The following is an 18,102-nucleotide window of genomic DNA, read 5'->3' as shown; positions in this document are numbered from 1 at the left end:
TCCCGCGTCATCGAGCCGTGAGAGGGCGATCGGATGGGGGTGGCGTCCAGGAGGTTTCCCGCCGCGCGTCCCTCTAACACCGAGTTCCCCCGAGTCCCCTCCTTTGTCGATCCCAATGGCTGCCACTTGACAAGTGGAACAGAGTTCCGAATATTACCGGAACACGGTTCCGCCTGGCATCCGTCTCCAGACGGCCTGGCGGCGTCGGGCACATTTCTGGAAGAGAGGACCATGCCATGCAGGACAAACCCGTCGCCCTGGTCACGGGGGCCAATCAGGGGATCGGCCTCCAGATCGCGAAGGATCTCGCGGCGCACGGCTTCACCGTTCTCGTCGGGTCGCGAAACCTCGAGCGTGGGGAGGAGGCGGCCAGGACGATCGACGGAGACGCCCACTCGCTCCGGCTCGACGTGACGGACCTGGCCTCGATCTCCGCCGCGGCGGAGCGCATCCGAGGCGAATTTGGTCGCCTCGACGTGCTGGTCAACAACGCGGCCATCTCGAACACGGGCAGGGCGACCGGGATGACCGTCGAGGAGTACGCCAGGACGAGCGCCGCGAGCAACGCGTCTCTCGATGAAGTGCGCGCGATCTGGGAGACGAATGTGTTCGGCGTCCTCGCCGTCTACCAGGCGATGCTACCGCTGCTCCGCGAGGCGCCGGCGGCCCGCATCGTCAATGTATCGAGCGGCGTCGGCTCCCTGACCAGGGTGTCGGAGCCGAGCTACCCATACCGCTCGATCTTCGGTCCCGGCTATGCGGCCTCCAAGACGGCCCTCAACGCGATGACGCTTGCCATGGCGATCGAGTTGGAGTCGACCGGCATCAAGGTCAACGCCGCCTGCCCGGGCCACACCAGGACGAATCTCAACAACTATTCGGGCACGCAGACCGTCGAGGAAGGCGCCCGCGAGCCCGTGCGACTCGCGATGCTGGGCCCCGACGGCCCGACGGGCACGTTCTCGAACTCAGCCGGACCGCTCCCGTGGTGAAGTTGTCTCGTTCGGGTGATCGACCACGATTCGACGCGAGATGACGACTCCACGCGCTACCTCGCACCCTCGCGTCTTCCCCGTCCCCCTCGGCCGCATGGGACCGTCGGGCGGGCCAATTCGGAGGCCCGCCTGCTCCATCCCGCTCCTCAATGCCCAGGGCTCGGGGCACACAAACGGTCCCACCCCTAGGCCGTGATCGGGCGGCTTCGGCGCACGCCCGTCACTTGGCCAGGAGCGCCTTGGCCCGGTCGGACGAGGCGTTCTGCTTGGGGTCGAGGAGGAGGGCCTCGGCGTCGGCGCCGAGGTCGCCGCGCTTGAGGCGGCCGGATTCGAGGGCGTCGAGGAGGGCCGTGCGGCGGAGATCATTGCGCAAGAGGGCTTCGATGACGAAGGCCCGATTGCCGTCGGAATAGGAGTCGAAGCCGGAGAGCAAGGCCTGGGGGACGGACAGCGAGGGGATGTCCCCCAAGGCGCAGATGGCGCCTTGCTGGAGTTCGGGGTGGGTCCCCTTGAGGAGGTAGCGGAAGAGCTGGGCGCCGCGGTGATCCCACGACTGGACGCCGAGCATCCGGAGGGCGTCGTAGCGCGTGCCGATATTGACGGCGGTGTCGTCGGCCATGGCCGAGGCCAGGTTGATGGCGTGCTTCCAACGCTTGAGCACGTCGGGATGTTTGATGAGGATCGCGTCGAGCCGCTCGGCCGGCCAGACGTTGACGAGGGTCAGGCCGTTGATGATCCCGCCCCCGACGACGACGGCCTGCCAGTCCCTCAGCGGTGACGGCTCGTCGGGGAGGGTGGCTTTCAGGATCCGGAGCATCTCCGCCTCGTCGTTGCGGCGGCCGGCGGCGATCGCCACGCGCCAGATCCAGGGGATCCGGCGGTATTCCTCCTTCGGGTCGGGGCCGAGGCCGCGGGCCATCGTCGCGATCAGCTCGGCGGAGAGGTCGACGTGCTTCTCGACGGCGGCCAGGCGCTCGGGGTCCCCCTTCGTGTCGTCGAGGATGAGCCGTGCGGGAGCCTCGGCAGCCTCGAGCCGGGCGGGTTCGTGGGGGGACTCCGCGCGAGGACGGTCGTCGGCCCTCGCGACGCCCTGCCAGCAGCACGCCAGCCCGATCGCCAGGGCCGGCAGGGTGCGGGGGGATCTCCTATCCAGCGTCTGCGTCGTGTTCGGTCGCATCTCGTCCTGCCGTTGGTTAGGGGAGGGTCCTCGGAGTGGGCCCGAGGACAGGGTCGGGGGGAATCATCGAGGCGTCGGGCTTACGGCCCAGAGCTCGAACGGGGCCCCCTGAATCAGAGGTCTGGGGCCGGAGGCCCCGCCGCTCATGAATCAAAGGATGAGCGGCCATTCGCGTACGATCCGATCGTGCCAGCACCCGAGGTTGCCGGACTCGGGCTCGAAGATCAAGTTGCTGCCGGAGACGGAGCCCGTCGCCGCTTCGGGCCTGTCCGCGCCGCCGGCCTCCGGCCCGGCCAACTATCGGAGCGATCCCAGGGTGGCGTCCGCCATCGTGCCCCTCGATTCTTCGAGGCCCGATTCCCCCGTCACATCCCGACAAGTTTAGTAGTTCATGTTTTCATAATTTCACTCACAGTTTTACCAACATCCGGACCGCTCGCCAACGACGGCCGCGAGCAAGGCCCCGCGCCGTTCCCGCCGGATGAAGCCGGGCAAGCTTAAATAAGTCTCCAAAGAACATGACCATGACGGCGGTAGAGATGTCATGGCGACTCCGCCGATGACCCCACGGGTTGATGAGAACTTGAACTTGAAGAGGATACTTGCACCAGCGCGTCCGCGATTGTAGAGTCAGTGTGGGTCGGGGCCGCCTCATGTCCCTGTGCGCGGCTCAAGCCTCGTCGCCTGCAATTCCGCGAGTGGTACGAATCTGGTTCGCGAGCGAGAACGGGAGCTCGATGAAGATCTCCTTGCCGGAGAACTTTCTGAGATCGACCGCGGGGGTGTGTCTCACACTCCTGTTGGGCCTCGTCGCGTCCCCGTCGCAGGCCCGGGCGAGCTGCGGCGCCCGCTTCGACCACCTGCAAGGCGGCGGACTCGGGATCGAGAGGCTCGATCGCTTCGCCGCCGCTCATGGGCAATGGGGCCCCGAGACGGCCATCCCCGTCGAGGCACCCCGAAGGCCCCGGCCCTGCTCGGGCCCGTCTTGCTCGAAGCTGCCGGCGATCCCGGCTCCCCCCTCCGTGGCGGAGGCCCGCTACGTCGAGGTCTGGGCCATCTTCGGCTCGATGCTCGGCGGCCGCACGGTCGCATCGACCCGGATCACGCCCGAAGATCGCGACCTCCACGCGATCCACGTCGGCCCCTCGATCTTCCATCCACCTCGATCGTCCTCCCGCCTCGCCGTCTGACGCACGGCCGTCTCCGAAATTCGCACGGGGCCGACCTCTACGGTCGATGCCTCGCCTCGAAGCCTGATGGCTCCAGGCCCGTTCGTCGCCTCGCCGCGCCGGAGCGAAGCCGGACTCGGCCCCTTCCGCGATTGCGATCGCGGCCGGGAGAGGAATGAGCGATCAGCCTGGCGCGGCTCGATGCGCCGGGTTCGCGATCCCCTTCCCCGCCGGGATCCAGGCCATCGGCATGCGTCGAGGCGCGGCGTGAGCCGTCGGAGTGCGTGATTCCCAGGACGTCAACCGAGACCTCGCCCGAGGTCCGCCCCCGATCCGCCGGCTCATCGCGAGTCGGGCCGGAGACGGGTACATCGCCACGCAACGCTATATCCAAGAGTCGATCCGAGGCCCTGCCCGCCATGGCGGAGTCGCGGGGCATGCCACGCCCGTCATCGTCAGATTCATTCGCCATCATGCACGAAATCCGAGTTATTGAAGGGATGTTCCTCATGAGACAACGTCGTCGCGGCTTCACGCTGATCGAACTGCTCGTCGTCATCGCCATCATCGCGGTGTTGATCGCCTTGTTATTGCCCGCGGTGCAGGCGGCACGCGAGGCGGCCCGCCGCACCCAGTGCGTGAATAATCTCAAGCAGATCGGCCTGGCCGTCCACAACTATCACGACTCGCGGGGGGCCCTCCCCGGCGCCCAGCTCGTCCGCAACGGCACGAGCCTCTCGGCCCTGACGCACATGCTCCCGATGCTCGAGCAGACCACGATCTTCAACGCGATCAACTTCTTCTTCGGCTACAACGACCCGACCAACCTGACGGTCATCAACGCCCGGGTCAGCACCTTCATCTGCCCGTCCGACGTGAACGACACGCACCCCGAGTACGGCGGCCAGACCAACTACATGGCCGACATGGGGAGCTGGATCGTCTGGCAGTACGCCGACGGCCCGAACACGGGGCTCGCCCAGCCCAACGGCGTCTTCTACGGCAACAGCGCCACGAAGTTCGCCGACGTGACCGACGGCCTGGCCAACACCGCCTTCTTCAGCGAGCGGATCCTGGCCGACTTCTCGCTCACCGGCATCAACCCCAAGTCGGACGTCTTCTTCTCCCCCGCCGCGCCGACGACCCTGGACCAGGCCGTGCAGCAGTGCCAGGCCGTCAACATCAACGACCCGAGCGCCCAGTTCCCGCTATTCATGGGGGCCCCCTGGCTCAACGGCCAGCACGTCTTCCAGCACGTCACAGGGCCGAATACGCGTTCCTGTGGGTTCTTCACCGCGCTCCGGGCGATCATGCCCCCGAGCAGCCGGCATCCCGGCGGGGTGAACGTCCTCCTGGGCGATGGCTCGGTCAGGTTCGTCAAGGACTCGGTGAACCTGGCGACCTGGCGCGGCCTGGGCACGCGGGCCGGCGGCGAGATCATCAGCGCCGACGCCCTCTGATCCGAGCGACCCGCCCGAATCGACCGAAGGAAGGAAGGCCCGCCATGCACGCCCGACGACCTTTCCGAATCCCCGGGGGTTTCGTCCTCGTCGCGACCCTGCTCGTGGGGTGCTCCGGCACCCCGCAAGGGCCCCCCGTCGACGCCGGGCACGCCCGGGAGACGCTCAAGGCCTCGCTCGACTCCTGGAAAAACGGGGACAGCCCCGAGGCCCTCAAGAGTCGTCAGCCGCCCATCATGATGCAGGACCTCGACTGGATGGCCGGCGCGAAGCTCGTCGACTATGAGCTCACCAGCGATGGGCGCAAGGCCGAGTCGAACCTCTTCGTCCCCGTGAAGCTGACGCTCCGCACCTCCAAGGGTCAGGTCAAGAAGGAGGTCTCGTACATCGTCGGCACGAGCCCCAGCTTGACGATCTACCGAGAATTATAGTACGCCGCGGCTCGAGGGGCCGGTCCCACCGACCCGCTCGCCTTCGCCCTTCAAACGGAAGGACCCCGACCTTCCTTGAAAATGGCGACGGAACCCGGCCGATCTACGCTCTCCCGAAAACAGGCGATAAATCCCCCATCAAATCCACGCGTCCCAAAGGCCGAACGAACGAATAGAAGGGCTCGTCCTCATGCATCCGATGACGCACTGGCTCATCTTGACATGTCTCGGCATCGCCTGCGTGCCATTCGCCGCCATGGCCGCCTCGAACGCCCCGGGCGGTCGCTGGGGCGGACTCCCGACCGACGAGGAAGCCTGGTCCCACTTGCCCAAGGCGGAGAAAGGGGGCGGACAGCCGCTCCCCGCCTGGGCCAAGGCGCTCGCGGCCGGGCTCCCGAGGACGACCGCCACGCTCCTGCAACTCGACGACGCCCAGCGCACCAAAAGCCCGGTCGACCCCCAGCTCCGAGCCGCCATGCGCCTCGTCGCCGCGAGGGCCAATCGCTCCGAATACGCCATCGCCTACGCCAGGGCCGACGGCCTTCGCGCGGGCCTCTCTCAGGCGAAGCTCGATGGGATCGAGCAACCCGGCTATCCCGGCTGGTCCGACGACGAGCGGGCCTCGCTCGAATTCGCCCATGAGATGACGGTCGGCTCCGACTCGGTGAAGGACGAGGCGTTCGCCCGGCTCGTCAAGGCGTTCGGCGAGAGGCGGGCCGCGTCGATGGTCCTGCTCCTGGCCTATGCGAACTTCCAGGATCGGCTCCTGATCTGCCTCAATTCCAAGGTCGAGCCGGGCGGGCCGCTCGCCCCGCTGGGCGTGGCCTTCGACCCTGGCTCGTTCACGAAGAAGACCACCCCGCCCCCGGCGAACCCGAAGACGGCGCTCTCCAGCCCGACCGGCAAGGACCTGGTCGAGGACGAGCCCGACTGGGCCGACATCTCGTACGACACCTTGCAAGACAAGCTCGAGGCGCAACGGCAGAAGCCGACCCGGCTCCGGATTCCCGAGTGGGACGAGGTCGCCCGCAACCTCCCCGAAGGGCTGATCAACCGGCCGAGCGACATCATCTGGTATCGGATCTGCTTCGGCTACGCCCCCGAGCTGGCCGTGCCGTTCGAGTACTTCATGCGGACCGCCGGCTCGGAGACCTCCGCGAAGTGGGATCGGATCTTCGGCCAGAGCCTCTTCTGGGTGACGACCCGGGCCATCGACTGCCCCTATTGCATGGGGCACTGCGAGATGAACTGGGAGGTCGCCGGGCTCAACAAGGCCGAGATCGCCGAGCGGAGTCGCCTGCTGGCCGGCGACGACTGGTCGAGCTTCACCCCGGCCGAGCAGCACGCCTTCGCCTTCGCGCGCAAGATGACGAAGACCCCCTGGGACGTCTCCGACGCGGATATCGCCCAGCTCAAGCAGGGCTTCGGCCCCGAGCTCGCGCTCATCGTCACCCTGAACGCATGCCGCCATCATTACATGACGCGGATCTCGAACGGGTTCCAGCTCAAGCTCGAGCGAGAGAACGTCTTCTACGACTACTACAACACGACGCCGAAGGCCGCCCCAGCCCCCGCATCGGGGAATGCTCGCCCCTGATCGGCTCGTCCTTGCTCATTCACCGATACGAAGAGAGGAAGACATGGCTCACATCAAGCTGCCCGACGGGATCCCCGGCATCGTCGGCCCGATGACCGCGTACCCGGAGACCGAGCGGCACCTGAGCGGCCTGGCCGAGGCCCTGCTCCGCGGCGAGTCTTCGCTGACGCCGGCCGAGCGCGAGCTGATCGCCACGGCGGTCTCGTCGGGCAACGAGTGCGTCTTCTGCACGCAGTCGCACGCCGCGGCCTCGCGGGCCCTCTACGGCGAGGGCGAAGCGTGCAAGATCGTCGACCAGGTGCTCCAGGATCCGAAGGCCGCGCCGGTCTCCGACAAGATGCGGGCCCTGCTGACGATCGCCGAGAAGGTCCGGCAGGACGGCAGGCTCGTCCAGGACGAGGACGTGGCGAACGCCCGCGCCGCCGGGGCCGACGACAAGGCGATCCACGACACCGTGCTGATCGCCGCGGCTTTCTGCATGTATAACCGCTACGTCGACGGCCTGGCCACCTGGGCTCCGAGGGACCCCGAGGTCTACCGCGTCATGGGCGAGCGGCTCGCCACCAACGGCTACATCAAGCCCCAAGAGGCGCTCCGATGACGGCAAAGAAACGAGGCTCCACCTTGCACCGACATCATCGCACCTCGATCCGACTCGCCGCCCTGATCGTCGCGGCGCTCCCGGTCGTGTCTTTCGCCGATGCGCCTCCGGCGCAAGGCTCTCCGCCGCAACCCGAGCAGCCCCCCTCGGCCGCGGCGGTGCTGGAAAAGGCCTGGCCCGACCATCCCCAGTGGCTCGCCATGCTCGCCGACATCGTGGTGAAGGCCCCGCAGATAAGCGGCAATGACGGCTGGTTCCGCAAGGGGGTCTCGGAGACCCGCTACGGCCGCGACGCGATGTTCTCTCGCTGGGATAAAGACGGCGACCACGCCATCGCCCGCGCCGAGTTCCCCGGCTCCGACGCCGACTTCGCCCGGCTCGACCGCGACCACGACGGCAAGGTCACCTCCCCCGACTTCGACTTCACGCCGCCCCCCTCGTCGTCCCCGACTCCGGCCGCCCTCCTCTTCGGCAAGGCCGACCGCGACGGCAACGGCAAGCTCACACGTCAGGAGCTCGACCGCTTCTTCGCCGCGCTCGACGCCGAGAAGACCGGCTTCGTGACCTCGGCCGACCTCCAGGAGGCCTTCACCGCGCCGCCGCAGACCCTCCGCGACCGCACCGGCGGTCCCGGCTCCTTGACCCGCGGCACGTTCCTCCGCAGCTTCTTCCGCCGCGAGTTGGGGGCCTACCAGAACGGCCCGGGCCTGAACGAGGCGGCCCCCGACTTCACGCTCAAGACCCTCGACGGCTCGAAGGAGGTCACGCTCTCGAAAGAGATCGGCCCCCGCCCCGTCGTCCTGATCTTCGGCAACGTCACCTGCGGGCCTTTCCGGGGACAGGCCGGGAACCTCGAGAAGCTCTATCGCCGCTACAAGGACCGCGCGACCTTCCTCATGGTCTACGTCCGCGAGGCACACCCGACCGACGGCTGGCGGATGGTCAGCAACGACCGCGCCGGGGTCGCCCTCCCGCAGCCGACGACCTATGGCCAGCGCGTCGAGGCCGCCCAGCTCTGCAACCAGGCGATGGCGATGGGCGTGCCGATGCTCGTCGACACCATCGACGACGCCGTGAACACCCGCTACAGCGGCATCCCCAGCCGGTTCTATATCATCGACCGCGACGGCAAGGTCGCCTTCAAGAGCGGCCGAGGCCCCTTCGGCTTCAAGCCGGCCGAGATGGAGCAGGCCCTCATCTATCACCTGAACCAGGGGGGCGAGCCGACCAGCCCGGTCGTCCGCCAGCCTTGAGGCCTTGGGTCCGATAGGTTCGCAAGCGTCCCCGATCCACGGACCTCGGGTCGTCCCGACTTGCCGTCACGCGAGAGCATGACGACGATGTCGGGCGTCCCGAGGATCTTCTTTGTGCGCAAGAGCCAGTCGTCGGCCCCGCCGGTCTCTTCCCCGGAAGAACCCGCCGTCGCCGGTCCCCCTCTTGACGTGAAGATTTCCCGACATTTTCGAATCGCGACGTTTCAACGCCGCAAATTCGCCGGGGAGGCCCTTTGAGGGGAGTCGCCACTTCCTTAGCATAGGGGCCTTCTCGAAGTCCTCGGAGAGAGCCTCAATGATTCGTGACGAGAAACCGAAGTCGTCCGGCTGGGCGAAGGCCATCATCGTGGGGCTGGTCTGCCTGGCCGCCGGCGTGGCGTTTGGGCGCCGGGGCACGAGCCCGAAGGCGGGCGCGGAGCAGGCCTGGAAGGACGTGGACACGCTGAACCAGATGTACATGGTCCCCAGCAGCTACAACTTCATCGAGACCAACAAGTCTTATGAAGGGCAGCTCCTCAGCCTGATCCACGACCACCTGCTCCAGTTCGACCCGGTGCAGAACCTGCTCGTCCCCGCCCTGGCGAAGAAATACGAGGTCTCGCCCGACGGCCTGACCTGGACCTTCCACCTCCGCGACGCCAAGAACCCCGACGGCGCCGAGCTCACCGCCGACGATGTGGTCTTCTCGTTCAACCTCTGCCTCGACGAGCGGTTCGACTGCAAGAAGCGGGGCAACTTCGTCATCAAGGGCAAGCCGATCGTCGCGAAGGCGGTCGACCCGCACACCGTCACTTTCCAGCTCCCCGAGCCCTTCCACTCGTTCCCCTTCCCGCTCAGTGACGTCTTCATCGTGCCCAGGGCAGTCTTCGAGAAGGTCGCCGCGAGCGAGACCAGCTTCCGCGAGGCCGTCGGCGTGCAGGCCCCGGATCCGAAGTATCTCCGAGGCTTCGGCCCCTATTACGTCGAGAAGCAGGACACGCAGGAAGCCCGCCTCATCCGCAACGACAAGTTCTGGGGACGCGGCGACGACCAGTCCCCCCGCCCGGCCGTCCGTCAGATCAATCTCGTCCTGCGCAAGGATAACGTGACCAACGAGATTGACTTCGTCCGCGACAACCGCTACGCCTATCGCCAGGTGGCGCCGAGGGAGGCCGAACGTCTCCAGGCCGACCCCAGATTCCAGGTGCTCGACCGCGGCCGGGGCGCCGGCTGCCTCTTCTTCTGGCTGAACCAAAATCCGAGAGCCCCCTGGGGCAAGACGCACCCCGACCGCATGTCCCTCGTCCAGAAGGTCGACTTCCGCCGCGCCATCGGTCACGCGATCGACCGCTATGCGATCATCCGCCGCGTCTATAAGGGCTTCGCCGAGCCCCTCTACGGCCCCGTCTCCCCCGTCTTCCGCTGGGCCGCCCCCTCTGAGGAACTCGAGGAAGTCACCCCCAAGTTCGACCGCAAGGCCGCGCTCGAGGAGCTGGCCAAGCTCGGCATCAAGCCGGGCGAGAAGGACGCGAGCGGCAAGGCCTGGCTCACCTACATGGAAGGGGGCAAGCCGACCCCGCTCGAGATCGAGATCCGGACCTCCAAGGATGAAGAGGACCAACGCCGTCGCACCGCGGAGGAGATCAAAGCCCAGCTCGAGGAGATCGGCCTGAGGGTCAAGATCGTCGAGGAGCCGTTCGGCGAGATGGTCAAGCGGCTCGACCAGACGTACGACTACGAGGCCGCCGTCATGGTCCTGGAAGGGATGCCCGACGCCGCCGTGCTCCGCTACTTCTTCGAAAGCTCGGGGCCGATGCACTTCGTCAACCCCTACCAGAAGACCCCCGCCACGGACTGGGAGAAGAAGGTCGACGAGCTATATAACACCTACGCGACCTCGCCCGACCCCGTCGCGCGCGACCGCGCCATCCTCGACGTCCAGCGCACCTGGGTCGCCGCGCAGCCGGCCTTCCACCTGCTGAACGCCCGCAAGCTCGTCGCCGTCCGCCGCGAGTTCGAGATCAACGGCCTGGCCCTCACCGGACGAGCCATCGATCCGATCCTCCAGCGCACGGTGATCGAGAACATCAAGATCCGTCGACTCGAGGACCGCTGAAAAGGCCGACATTCCCCATCATGATGAAAGGTCTCACGCGTTTCCTGAAGACCCTGCTCGTGCTCGTCGCCTTCGGGGCCTCGGCCGTCACGTCGACGTTCTTCATCGTCGCCCAGACCGACGAGCTGGCCGACGACCGACTGCGGATGAGCAGCGTGCAGGCCCCCGAGCCCAAGCCCACCGCCCCCCGGTTCGCCCGATGGGTCTCGACGGTGGTGGGCTCGGGCTTCCAGGACTTCGGCCAGTCCCACACGGGGCCGGTGAAGAACGTCCTGGCCGACCGGCTCCCCGTCACCGCGTCGGTCGGGTTCCTGAGCTGGGCGTTCGGCTGGGGCATCGGCCTCGTCTTGGCGATACTCCTGGCGACCCGCTGGCGCGACTGGGCCTCGTTCCATCAGAAGCGGGTCTACCCGATCGTCCACGCCATCCCGTCGCTCGTCGTGGTGATCGTCTTCTACCTCATCCTCGTGCAGTTCGACCCCAGCCCGAGCCGCCTGATCCGCACGATCGTCGGCATCGTCAGCCTGACCGTCCTGCTCATCCCCGGGGCCACCGCGCTCTGGCTGAACGGGATCCTGCGGATCCTCGACCGCGAGTATGTGCGGGTCGCCAGGTCGCGGGGGATTTCTCCGGTTCAGCTCTGGGCGAAGCACATCATGCCCAACGTGCTGGTCTCGTCGGGCGTACTGACGCAGGCGGTCTTCAGCCTCTCGGCGCTCGTGGTGGGCTCGGCCTTCGTCGAGGGGGTCTTCCGGCTCGGCGGCGTGGGTGAGGCGTTCATCGAGGGGGCGACCCGGGGCCAGGCGGAGCTGGCCGGGTTCGCCACATTCTTATACTTCCTCGTCACGGCGGCCGGGGTGCTCCTGGCCGAGGCCGTGGTGATCTACCTCGACCCCGACGGAGAGATCGGCCGTGAACTCCAGGCTGCGTAGGGGGCTCGAGGTGCTCTCGCTACTGCCGGTCGCCCTGCTGCTGCTCGCCGCGGTCGCCCCGTCATCGTCCCTCGGTTTCGGCTCGAACAGGCGGGCCGACAGCTTCCTGCCGCCGTCCTGGTACGAGAAGTCGTCGGCCGACGACGGCTGGTACGCGCTCGGCACCGACTACCTCGGCCGACCCTTCACCGGCGTGCTCTGGGATGCGCTGGGGGATACCCTGCGGATCGCCCTGCTCGGCACCGCGCTGGCGGTGACCGGCTGCCTGGTCCTGGGCGTCCTCCAGGGCTCGACCCGGTCGCGGGGGCTCGAGGCCCTCGTCTCGGCCGGGAGTCTCGGAGTGATGGCTGTGCCCGAGGCCGCGGTGCTCATCACCATCGCCACGTCCTGGCCGCGTACCGCACCGGCGCTCCGCGTCAACACGAGCATGGTGGCCGTCCTCGTCGTCTTCGCGATCCCCGCCGGCGCGAGGCTGCTGGCCGAGCGCGTCAGGGCGCTGGGCAAGTCGGGCTTCGTGGCCGCGTCGAAAGGTTACGGGGCGACTCCCTGGCACACCTTCCGCGTCGAGGTCTGGCCGCATCTCATCGAGGACGTCGCCTGGATCACGGCCTCGATCCTCCCGAGGTTCGTGGCCGTCGAGGTCGGGCTCGCGTACCTCGGCGTCGAGTACCGCAACTTCGAGGGGCTCGGCCGGACGCTGACGAAGAGCTTCAACAACCTCGGCGTCGAGACGGCCGTGATCCAGATGCTCGTGACGATCGCGGTGATCGTGGTCCTGGCGGTCTTCCCCCAGATCCTGCTCCGACTCTTCGGCCTCGACCCCAACGAGGGGAACCTGCCATGACGGGCGAAGACGTGCTCTCGATCCGGGGGCTGACCGTCCGCAACCGGCGCGACCAGCGGGTCATCGACGAGATCGCCCTGACCCTCCGCGCGGGGGAGGTCACCGCACTCGTCGGCGAGACCGGCAGCGGCAAGACGACCCTGCTCAACAGCGTCCTCGGCCTGCTCCCCAACGGGCTGGATGTCACCGCGGGCGAGGTCGTGCTCGACGGCGAAAAGCCCGTGGAACTGCTGCGGCTCGAACCCCGCGAACGGCGACGTCACCTCGGCGTGCGGATCGGCTACGTCCCCCAGGACGTACGCTCGGGTCTGAACCCGTTGATGACCGCCGAGGCCACCGTCGCCGAGGCGGCCCGCCGGGTCGGCGGCGATATCAAGGGGCGCGTGACCTCCGCCCTGCTCCGCGCGGGGCTCTCCGAGCAGTTCGCGGCCGAGGATGCGAAGCGTCGGCCGGGGAAGCTCTCGGGCGGCCAGTGCCAGCGGATCCTGATCGCCCAGGCGATCGTCAATGGGCCTCGGGTCCTGCTCCTCGACGAGCCGACGGCCTCGCTCGACCCGCCGACCCGTCGCGAGGTCCAGGCCACGATCCGACGCCTCGCCGACGACCGCTGCGCCGTCTGCCTCGTCACGCACGACATCTCGGCGCTCGCGGGCCTGGCCGACTCGGTGGCCGTGATGTACCTCGGGCGGATCGTCGAGTCGGGGCCGGCCGAAGACGTGCTGCGAAACCCGGCCCATCCCTACACGGCCGCCCTGCTGAACTGCGTCCCGAGGCTTGATCGCCGCGAGCGGATCCTGCCGATCCCCGGCGAGTTGCCGACCAACCACGACGAGATCGAGGGCTGCCGGTTCCACCCGCGCTGCAGATCCTGCGTGGATCGCTGCCGGATTGAATCGCCCCATCTGCTCGAACTCGAAGCCCGTCCCGCCCGGAGAGTCGCCTGCCATGTCGTCGGCCCGGTCGCCCCTTGAGGGCGTGCTCGCAGTCCGCCAGCTCGCCTTCGCCCGCCCCCCCTCGGCGCAAGGGCCGGGGTTCCGCCTCGAGGTCGAGCGGCTCGACGTGCTCGAAGGGGAAGTCCTCGCCCTCTGCGGCCCGAGCGGCTCGGGCAAGTCCACCCTCCTCGCGATCATGGCCGGGCTCCTGGAGCCCGAGGCCGGCACCGTGACGCTCGCCACCGAAGCGGGTTCGGTCGACCTCTTCTCGGGCTCGAGGCGCAACTGGCGGAGCCTCCGTCGGCACATCGGATTCGTGCATCAAGACCCTCGCGAATCCTTGAACGACCGCCGCGTGGTCTCCGAGATCGTGGCCGACCCGCTCGACGTCCATCGCCTGCCGGGGCTCTCGCCGACGCGCCGGGGTCGCAGGGAGCGAGCCCTGGAGATCCTCCAGCACGTCGGGATCTCGGCAACGCAGGCGAAGCGGACCCCCACCGCGCTCTCGGGAGGCCAGCGCCAGCGCGTCGCGATCGCCAGGGCGCTCGTCGCCAGGCCCCGGCTCGTCTTCCTCGACGAGCCGACCAGCGCCCTCGACGTGTCGGTGCAGGCCTCGATCGTCGAGCTCTTGCGGACGCTCAGGGCCGAGCGACCGGAGACCTCCTACGTCCTCGTCACCCACGACCTCCCCCTCGCTCGTCAGCTCGCCGACCGCGTGGCGATCCTCGACCAGGGGCGGGTCGTCGAGATGGGCGCGGTGGACGACGTCTTCCGCAACCCCAGGGCCGCCGCGACCCGCGAGCTACTGGGCATCGCCCGGAGCGAGCTCGAGGCCTTCGGCCCAGGACATGCGCGTATCAACGCGCCTTGACCTCGGCGACGCCGGCCAGCGCGTGCTTGCTCACGATCTTCCAGACCGCCTCTTGAATGGCCGTCGCCAGAGGCGGCGTGATCGGGCGGTCGCCGTGCACGCGGTCGAGCTTCTCATGATAAGGCTCGAACGGCAAACCCCTCGGGTCATCCTTGAAGAGGGTCGCGTAGAAGGTGAGCCCGACCGCGTACGACCCGACATTCGTCAGGTGGATCCAGTCGGTGTAAAGTTGGGAAATGTCCGAATATCCGGGGATCTTATCCGCTTTCATGCGAGCATCCAATTCGAGCAGGACGTCGCCGACCGGGACGAGCAGGAAAGGCTTCGCCTTCCCCTCGTACGCCTTGCGCAGCTCGGCCACGAGCCGTTCGAAGTAGTCGCGGGTCTCCTCGGTCCCGTCGAAGGCCCCGGTGTACTGGCGGAACCACTTCGTGCGATAGTCGAGGACGAACGCACCTTCCTTGCCGTTCGCCCGCCTCGGCCAACGTGAATAAATAAATATTTGCACGTCGGGGTTGCGCTTCAGGGCCAGGTCGATGAAGTTGCGGGTCATGGCGAGGTCGTCGTCATCGAGGTGACGGTCGAACGGCTCGAGCGAGAGCACGTCCCAGGCGTACTCGTTGAGCGCCTTCGGGTAGTGCCCGAACGGCTCCTGCTGGAAGCCGTCCTTCGGGTGCTGCCAGATCCACGAGAGCGGCGCGCCCGGGATCATGTGCCGGCCCCAGGCCAGCGTCTTCCCTCGGGACTTCGCCAGCGATGCAAGTCCCCGATAGTTGATCGTGTCCGTCACGCTGTTGCCGACGAAGTAGGCCCGCAGGGGCTCGTCCTCGGCAAACGCGTCGGAGCCGAGCGAGGCCGCGAGCCAGGAACTGATAATCAGGCAGGTCCGCCGCAACGATGCTCGCATGGTCGGGACTCTCCCCGCCGGCCTTGATGCCAAGTCATAAGGAGCGCGCGGGCCTCAGCCCCGGTTCGCCCATCGGAGCCACTCGTGGGCGTCGCCGTCGCTCGGCATCCTCCAGTCCCCGCGCGGGGAGAGGCTCACCGAGCCCACCTTGGGGCCATCCGGCAGGCACGACCGCTTGAATTGCTGGGTGAAGAAGCGTCGGTAGAAGGTCTTCAGCGTCGTCTCGATGAGTTCGCGAGGATAGGGCTTGGTGAACTCGGCGAACCCGCTCAGGAAGAGGATCTTCTCCGGCGCGAACCCGCAGCGCACGGCGTTGAAGAGGATGAAGTCGTGCAGCTCATAGGGCCCGAGCACGTCCTCGGTCGACTGCTCGATCTCGCCCCCCTTGCTGGCCGGCAGCAGCTCGGGGGAGATCGTCGTCCCCACGATCGAGAGGAGCGTCTCGCGGACGGGGCCGGCCTCGAACTCCTCGCGGGCCGCATACTCGACCAGGAACTTGACGAGCGTCTTGGGGATCGACCCGTTCGGGTTGTACATGCTCATCTGGTCGCCGTTGTACGTGCTCCACCCCAGGGCCAGTTCGGAGAGGTCCCCCGTCCCGATCACGAACCCCTTCGACATCAGGATGAAGGTGCGGAGCCTCGCCTGGACGTTCTCGAACGTCAGGTCGTGACGCCTTTCCCTGGGGACCTCGGCGAGCGCCTTGCGGAACGACTCGAGATCAAGCTCGCCGGCGTCCACCCCGAACGGGGCGTGCTTCAGTTCCTGAAATGTCTTGAGCGCGAGCCCGCTGATATCAATGGTCTCGTTGCCGATCCCGAGCTGCTCCATGAGCTGCAGGGCGTTGTTCCTGGTCCTGGCCGTCGTGCCGAAGCCCGGCATCGTCGTCCCCTGGATCGTGCGGCGGTCGAGCCCGAGCATGTCGCACGTCTTCACGGCGACGAGCAGGGCGAGGGTCGAGTCGAGCCCCCCCGAGATCCCGAGGTTCAGGGGGGTCCCCTTCGGCAGGCTCTCGATCCGCTTCGCCAGGCCCGCGCACTGGATCCCGAAGATCTCGGCGCACCGGCGATGCAGCTCCGGCCCCTCGACCGGCACGAACGGCGTCCCGGTGACGAACCGCTTCAGCCCCGTCATCATGCTTGAGAGCGTGAATTCGACGTGCCGGAAGGGGGAGACGTATTTGAGGCAGTCGTCGAAGCTGGTCGTCGAGCGGCGGTCGCTCTCGAGCTTCTCGACGTCGACGTCCTGGGTGATGAAGTACGAGTCGCGCCGGATGGGATGGCCGTCGCCGACCCGGGACGACTCGGCGAGCAGGCGGCCGTTCTCGGCGAGCAGGCAGTGGCCGCCGAAGACGAGGTCTGTGGTCGATTCGGTCGGCCCCGCGCTCGAGTAGGCGTAGGCGGCGATGCACCGCCCCGACTGCCCGACGACGAGGTCGTGGCGGTACTGGCTCTTGCCGATCGTCTCGTTGCTCGCCGAGAGGTTGAGCAGCAAGGTCGCGCCCGCGATCGCCTGGACCGAGCTGGGCGGGATCGGCATCCATAAATCTTCGCAAATTTCGATCCCGACCACGAGGCGGCGATTGGCCCGGAAGAGGAGGTCGATACCGAACGGGACCGTACGCCCCCCGAAGTCGACCTCCTTCGGCTCCCCGCCGTTGGCGGAGCTGAACCAGCGGCTCTCGTAGAACTCCTTGTAGTTCGGGATGAATTGCTTCGGGACGATCCCCAGCACCTCGCCGTCGCTGATGGCCACGGCCGCGTTGTAGAGGCTGTTCGTCAGCGGCAAGGGGAGGCCGACGACGACGAGCTGCTCGCGCCCGCGGGTGGCCTCGGCGATGCGCAGGGTCCCCTCGATCCCTGCCTTCAGGAGCGCGACCTGGCCGAAGAGGTCCCCGCAGGTGTAGCCGGTGACCGCCAGCTCGGGGAAGAGCACGACGTCGCTGTCGGCGACCTGCCCCAGGACCCCGATGATCTCGCGGCAATTCGCGGTCGGATTCCCGACCGACGTCCTGATGGCCGCGCAAGTGACCCGAACGAACCCATACTCATTCATGACTCGGAAACTCTCCGACAGCCGGCAAGGGCCGGGGACGGGAAGCGGCGTGCGCGGCCCCCCTCCGGATTTCAGGGCACCGGGGTCCGACGGGCCGACCGGTGGGCCGGCCGCCCGCCCCGGGGGACGCCCGGCGGGCCTCGCCGTGACCGATTTCGGACGCGGGGCCCGGCATCCTGGGCGAACACCTCGCGCCCAGGATACCTTATGCTCACCCCGGGCCCATCTCGAAAAAAATTCGGGCGAGTCGTCGCCCGATCGTCGGAAATCACGAACCTATTTCTTGCGCCGTGCCGACAGCCTGCTATATCTGAATCATAATCTCAAATACGCCGACGTGAATAGGCTGGCGGGCGATCACACCGAATGAAATCAAAGGTCGTGCCGGAGCCCGGGCGGGATTCCGGCGAGCCTCGCCTCGACACCGGGCTCGATTTCGGATAAGTCGACGAGGGCCGGGGCCCGCGCTCGGGTCGCTCTCGTGCCCGCGATGCCTGATCATAGAGCCGGATGTGGATCTTCACACACGCTCATGCTACGATGCGGAGACACCTGTACGGGTTCACATGAAAATTGAGGTGGTTTTTGCAGACAATTGTAAAGAAAGCTTGCGAGTATGGGATTGTGCGGCCCCTGATGCGGGTCCGGGCGTAGGGATTGTCGGCGATGCGCCGACGGCCCCCCGGCCTCGGCCCGGGTTTTGCCAAACTGATGGTTTTCATGTCACAGGTTAGCGATAAGAATGTGCAAGGGGCGACCGAC

At 67.4% G+C, this 18,102-nt stretch carries 15 protein-coding genes; 12 read left to right on the top strand and 3 right to left on the bottom strand.

Annotated features, from left to right (window positions below):
- The first annotated feature begins 236 nt into the window (after positions 1-236).
- Positions 237-992, top strand: a complete 756-nt coding sequence (locus tag ACOYYX_RS05425) for an SDR family oxidoreductase (protein ID WP_422928917.1) — start codon at positions 237-239, stop codon at positions 990-992.
- Between the two features lie 223 nt (positions 993-1,215).
- Here the strand turns inward: ACOYYX_RS05425 and ACOYYX_RS05420 are convergent, their stop codons facing one another.
- Complete coding sequence (locus tag ACOYYX_RS05420) at positions 1,216-2,172, bottom strand: hypothetical protein (protein ID WP_422928916.1); 957 nt, start codon at positions 2,170-2,172, stop codon at positions 1,216-1,218.
- 737 nt (positions 2,173-2,909) lie between these two features.
- Here ACOYYX_RS05420 and ACOYYX_RS05415 point away from each other — a divergent pair.
- From ACOYYX_RS05415 to ACOYYX_RS05365, 11 genes are all read left to right on the top strand, one after another.
- Complete coding sequence (locus tag ACOYYX_RS05415) at positions 2,910-3,362, top strand: hypothetical protein (RefSeq protein ID WP_422928915.1); 453 nt, start codon at positions 2,910-2,912, stop codon at positions 3,360-3,362.
- Between the two features lie 488 nt (positions 3,363-3,850).
- The gene (locus ACOYYX_RS05410) at positions 3,851-4,801 is read left to right on the top strand and encodes a DUF1559 domain-containing protein (protein ID WP_422928914.1); all 951 of its coding nucleotides are present in this window, start codon (positions 3,851-3,853) and stop codon (positions 4,799-4,801) included.
- A 44-nt stretch (positions 4,802-4,845) separates the two neighbouring features.
- Positions 4,846-5,232, top strand: a complete 387-nt coding sequence (locus ACOYYX_RS05405) for a hypothetical protein (RefSeq protein ID WP_422928913.1) — start codon at positions 4,846-4,848, stop codon at positions 5,230-5,232.
- Between the two features lie 190 nt (positions 5,233-5,422).
- On the top strand, positions 5,423-6,829 hold the full coding sequence (locus tag ACOYYX_RS05400; protein WP_422928912.1) for a carboxymuconolactone decarboxylase family protein: 1,407 nt from the start codon (positions 5,423-5,425) through the stop codon (positions 6,827-6,829).
- Positions 6,830-6,872: 43 nt separating this feature from the next.
- Positions 6,873-7,430, top strand: coding sequence for a carboxymuconolactone decarboxylase family protein (locus ACOYYX_RS05395; protein ID WP_422928911.1), 558 nt, complete (start codon positions 6,873-6,875; stop codon positions 7,428-7,430).
- Positions 7,427-8,683 carry a deiodinase family protein gene (locus tag ACOYYX_RS05390; protein ID WP_422928910.1) on the top strand — a complete coding sequence of 419 codons (1,257 nt, stop codon included), beginning with the start codon at positions 7,427-7,429 and terminating at the stop codon, positions 8,681-8,683. The genes ACOYYX_RS05395 and ACOYYX_RS05390 overlap by 4 nt, the downstream gene beginning before the upstream one ends.
- A 316-nt stretch (positions 8,684-8,999) precedes the next feature.
- Complete coding sequence (locus tag ACOYYX_RS05385) at positions 9,000-10,799, top strand: ABC transporter substrate-binding protein (RefSeq protein ID WP_422928909.1); 1,800 nt, start codon at positions 9,000-9,002, stop codon at positions 10,797-10,799.
- A 20-nt stretch (positions 10,800-10,819) separates the two neighbouring features.
- The gene (locus tag ACOYYX_RS05380; protein ID WP_422928908.1) at positions 10,820-11,731 is read left to right on the top strand and encodes an ABC transporter permease subunit; all 912 of its coding nucleotides are present in this window, start codon (positions 10,820-10,822) and stop codon (positions 11,729-11,731) included.
- Positions 11,712-12,575 carry a hypothetical protein gene (locus ACOYYX_RS05375; RefSeq protein ID WP_422928907.1) on the top strand — a complete coding sequence of 288 codons (864 nt, stop codon included), beginning with the start codon at positions 11,712-11,714 and terminating at the stop codon, positions 12,573-12,575. The genes ACOYYX_RS05380 and ACOYYX_RS05375 overlap by 20 nt, the downstream gene beginning before the upstream one ends.
- Positions 12,572-13,546 carry an ABC transporter ATP-binding protein gene (locus ACOYYX_RS05370; protein ID WP_422928906.1) on the top strand — a complete coding sequence of 325 codons (975 nt, stop codon included), beginning with the start codon at positions 12,572-12,574 and terminating at the stop codon, positions 13,544-13,546. The genes ACOYYX_RS05375 and ACOYYX_RS05370 overlap by 4 nt, the downstream gene beginning before the upstream one ends.
- Entirely contained in the window at positions 13,521-14,378 is an 858-nt protein-coding gene (locus ACOYYX_RS05365) for an ABC transporter ATP-binding protein (RefSeq protein ID WP_422928905.1), read from the top strand. Before ACOYYX_RS05370 ends, ACOYYX_RS05365 begins: the two co-directional genes overlap by 26 nt.
- On the opposite strand, the gene ACOYYX_RS05360 is transcribed toward ACOYYX_RS05365, so the two are convergent.
- Both ACOYYX_RS05360 and ACOYYX_RS05355 read right to left on the bottom strand, forming a co-directional pair.
- Entirely contained in the window at positions 14,365-15,285 is a 921-nt protein-coding gene (locus tag ACOYYX_RS05360; RefSeq protein ID WP_422928904.1) for a hypothetical protein, read from the bottom strand. The genes ACOYYX_RS05365 and ACOYYX_RS05360 overlap by 14 nt on opposite strands.
- Before the next feature lie 54 nt (positions 15,286-15,339).
- Positions 15,340-17,340 (bottom strand): NAD(+) synthase, encoded by a 2,001-nt coding sequence (locus ACOYYX_RS05355; protein ID WP_422928903.1) that lies wholly within the window; start codon positions 17,338-17,340, stop codon positions 15,340-15,342.
- Positions 17,341-18,102: the final 762 nt, after the last annotated feature.

This window comes from Singulisphaera chitinilytica (genome assembly GCF_049331405.1).
In the GTDB taxonomy this organism is placed as follows: Bacteria; Planctomycetota; Planctomycetia; order Isosphaerales; family Isosphaeraceae; genus PoT.
Note: the sequence above shows the minus strand (reverse complement) of the source record. Positions and strands in the feature narration are given on the sequence as shown.

Coding starts and splice junctions, on each gene's coding strand:
- ACOYYX_RS05425 (WP_422928917.1), top strand. CDS start 237: ATGCAGGACAAACCCGTCGCCCTGGTCACGGGGGCCAATCAGGGGATC.
- ACOYYX_RS05420 (WP_422928916.1), bottom strand. CDS start 2,172: ATGCGACCGAACACGACGCAGACGCTGGATAGGAGATCCCCCCGCACC.
- ACOYYX_RS05415 (WP_422928915.1), top strand. CDS start 2,910: ATGAAGATCTCCTTGCCGGAGAACTTTCTGAGATCGACCGCGGGGGTG.
- ACOYYX_RS05410 (WP_422928914.1), top strand. CDS start 3,851: ATGAGACAACGTCGTCGCGGCTTCACGCTGATCGAACTGCTCGTCGTC.
- ACOYYX_RS05405 (WP_422928913.1), top strand. CDS start 4,846: ATGCACGCCCGACGACCTTTCCGAATCCCCGGGGGTTTCGTCCTCGTC.
- ACOYYX_RS05400 (WP_422928912.1), top strand. CDS start 5,423: ATGCATCCGATGACGCACTGGCTCATCTTGACATGTCTCGGCATCGCC.
- ACOYYX_RS05395 (WP_422928911.1), top strand. CDS start 6,873: ATGGCTCACATCAAGCTGCCCGACGGGATCCCCGGCATCGTCGGCCCG.
- ACOYYX_RS05390 (WP_422928910.1), top strand. CDS start 7,427: ATGACGGCAAAGAAACGAGGCTCCACCTTGCACCGACATCATCGCACC.
- ACOYYX_RS05385 (WP_422928909.1), top strand. CDS start 9,000: ATGATTCGTGACGAGAAACCGAAGTCGTCCGGCTGGGCGAAGGCCATC.
- ACOYYX_RS05380 (WP_422928908.1), top strand. CDS start 10,820: ATGATGAAAGGTCTCACGCGTTTCCTGAAGACCCTGCTCGTGCTCGTC.
- ACOYYX_RS05370 (WP_422928906.1), top strand. CDS start 12,572: ATGACGGGCGAAGACGTGCTCTCGATCCGGGGGCTGACCGTCCGCAAC.
- ACOYYX_RS05365 (WP_422928905.1), top strand. CDS start 13,521: ATGTCGTCGGCCCGGTCGCCCCTTGAGGGCGTGCTCGCAGTCCGCCAG.
- ACOYYX_RS05360 (WP_422928904.1), bottom strand. CDS start 15,285: ATGCGAGCATCGTTGCGGCGGACCTGCCTGATTATCAGTTCCTGGCTC.
- ACOYYX_RS05355 (WP_422928903.1), bottom strand. CDS start 17,340: ATGAATGAGTATGGGTTCGTTCGGGTCACTTGCGCGGCCATCAGGACG.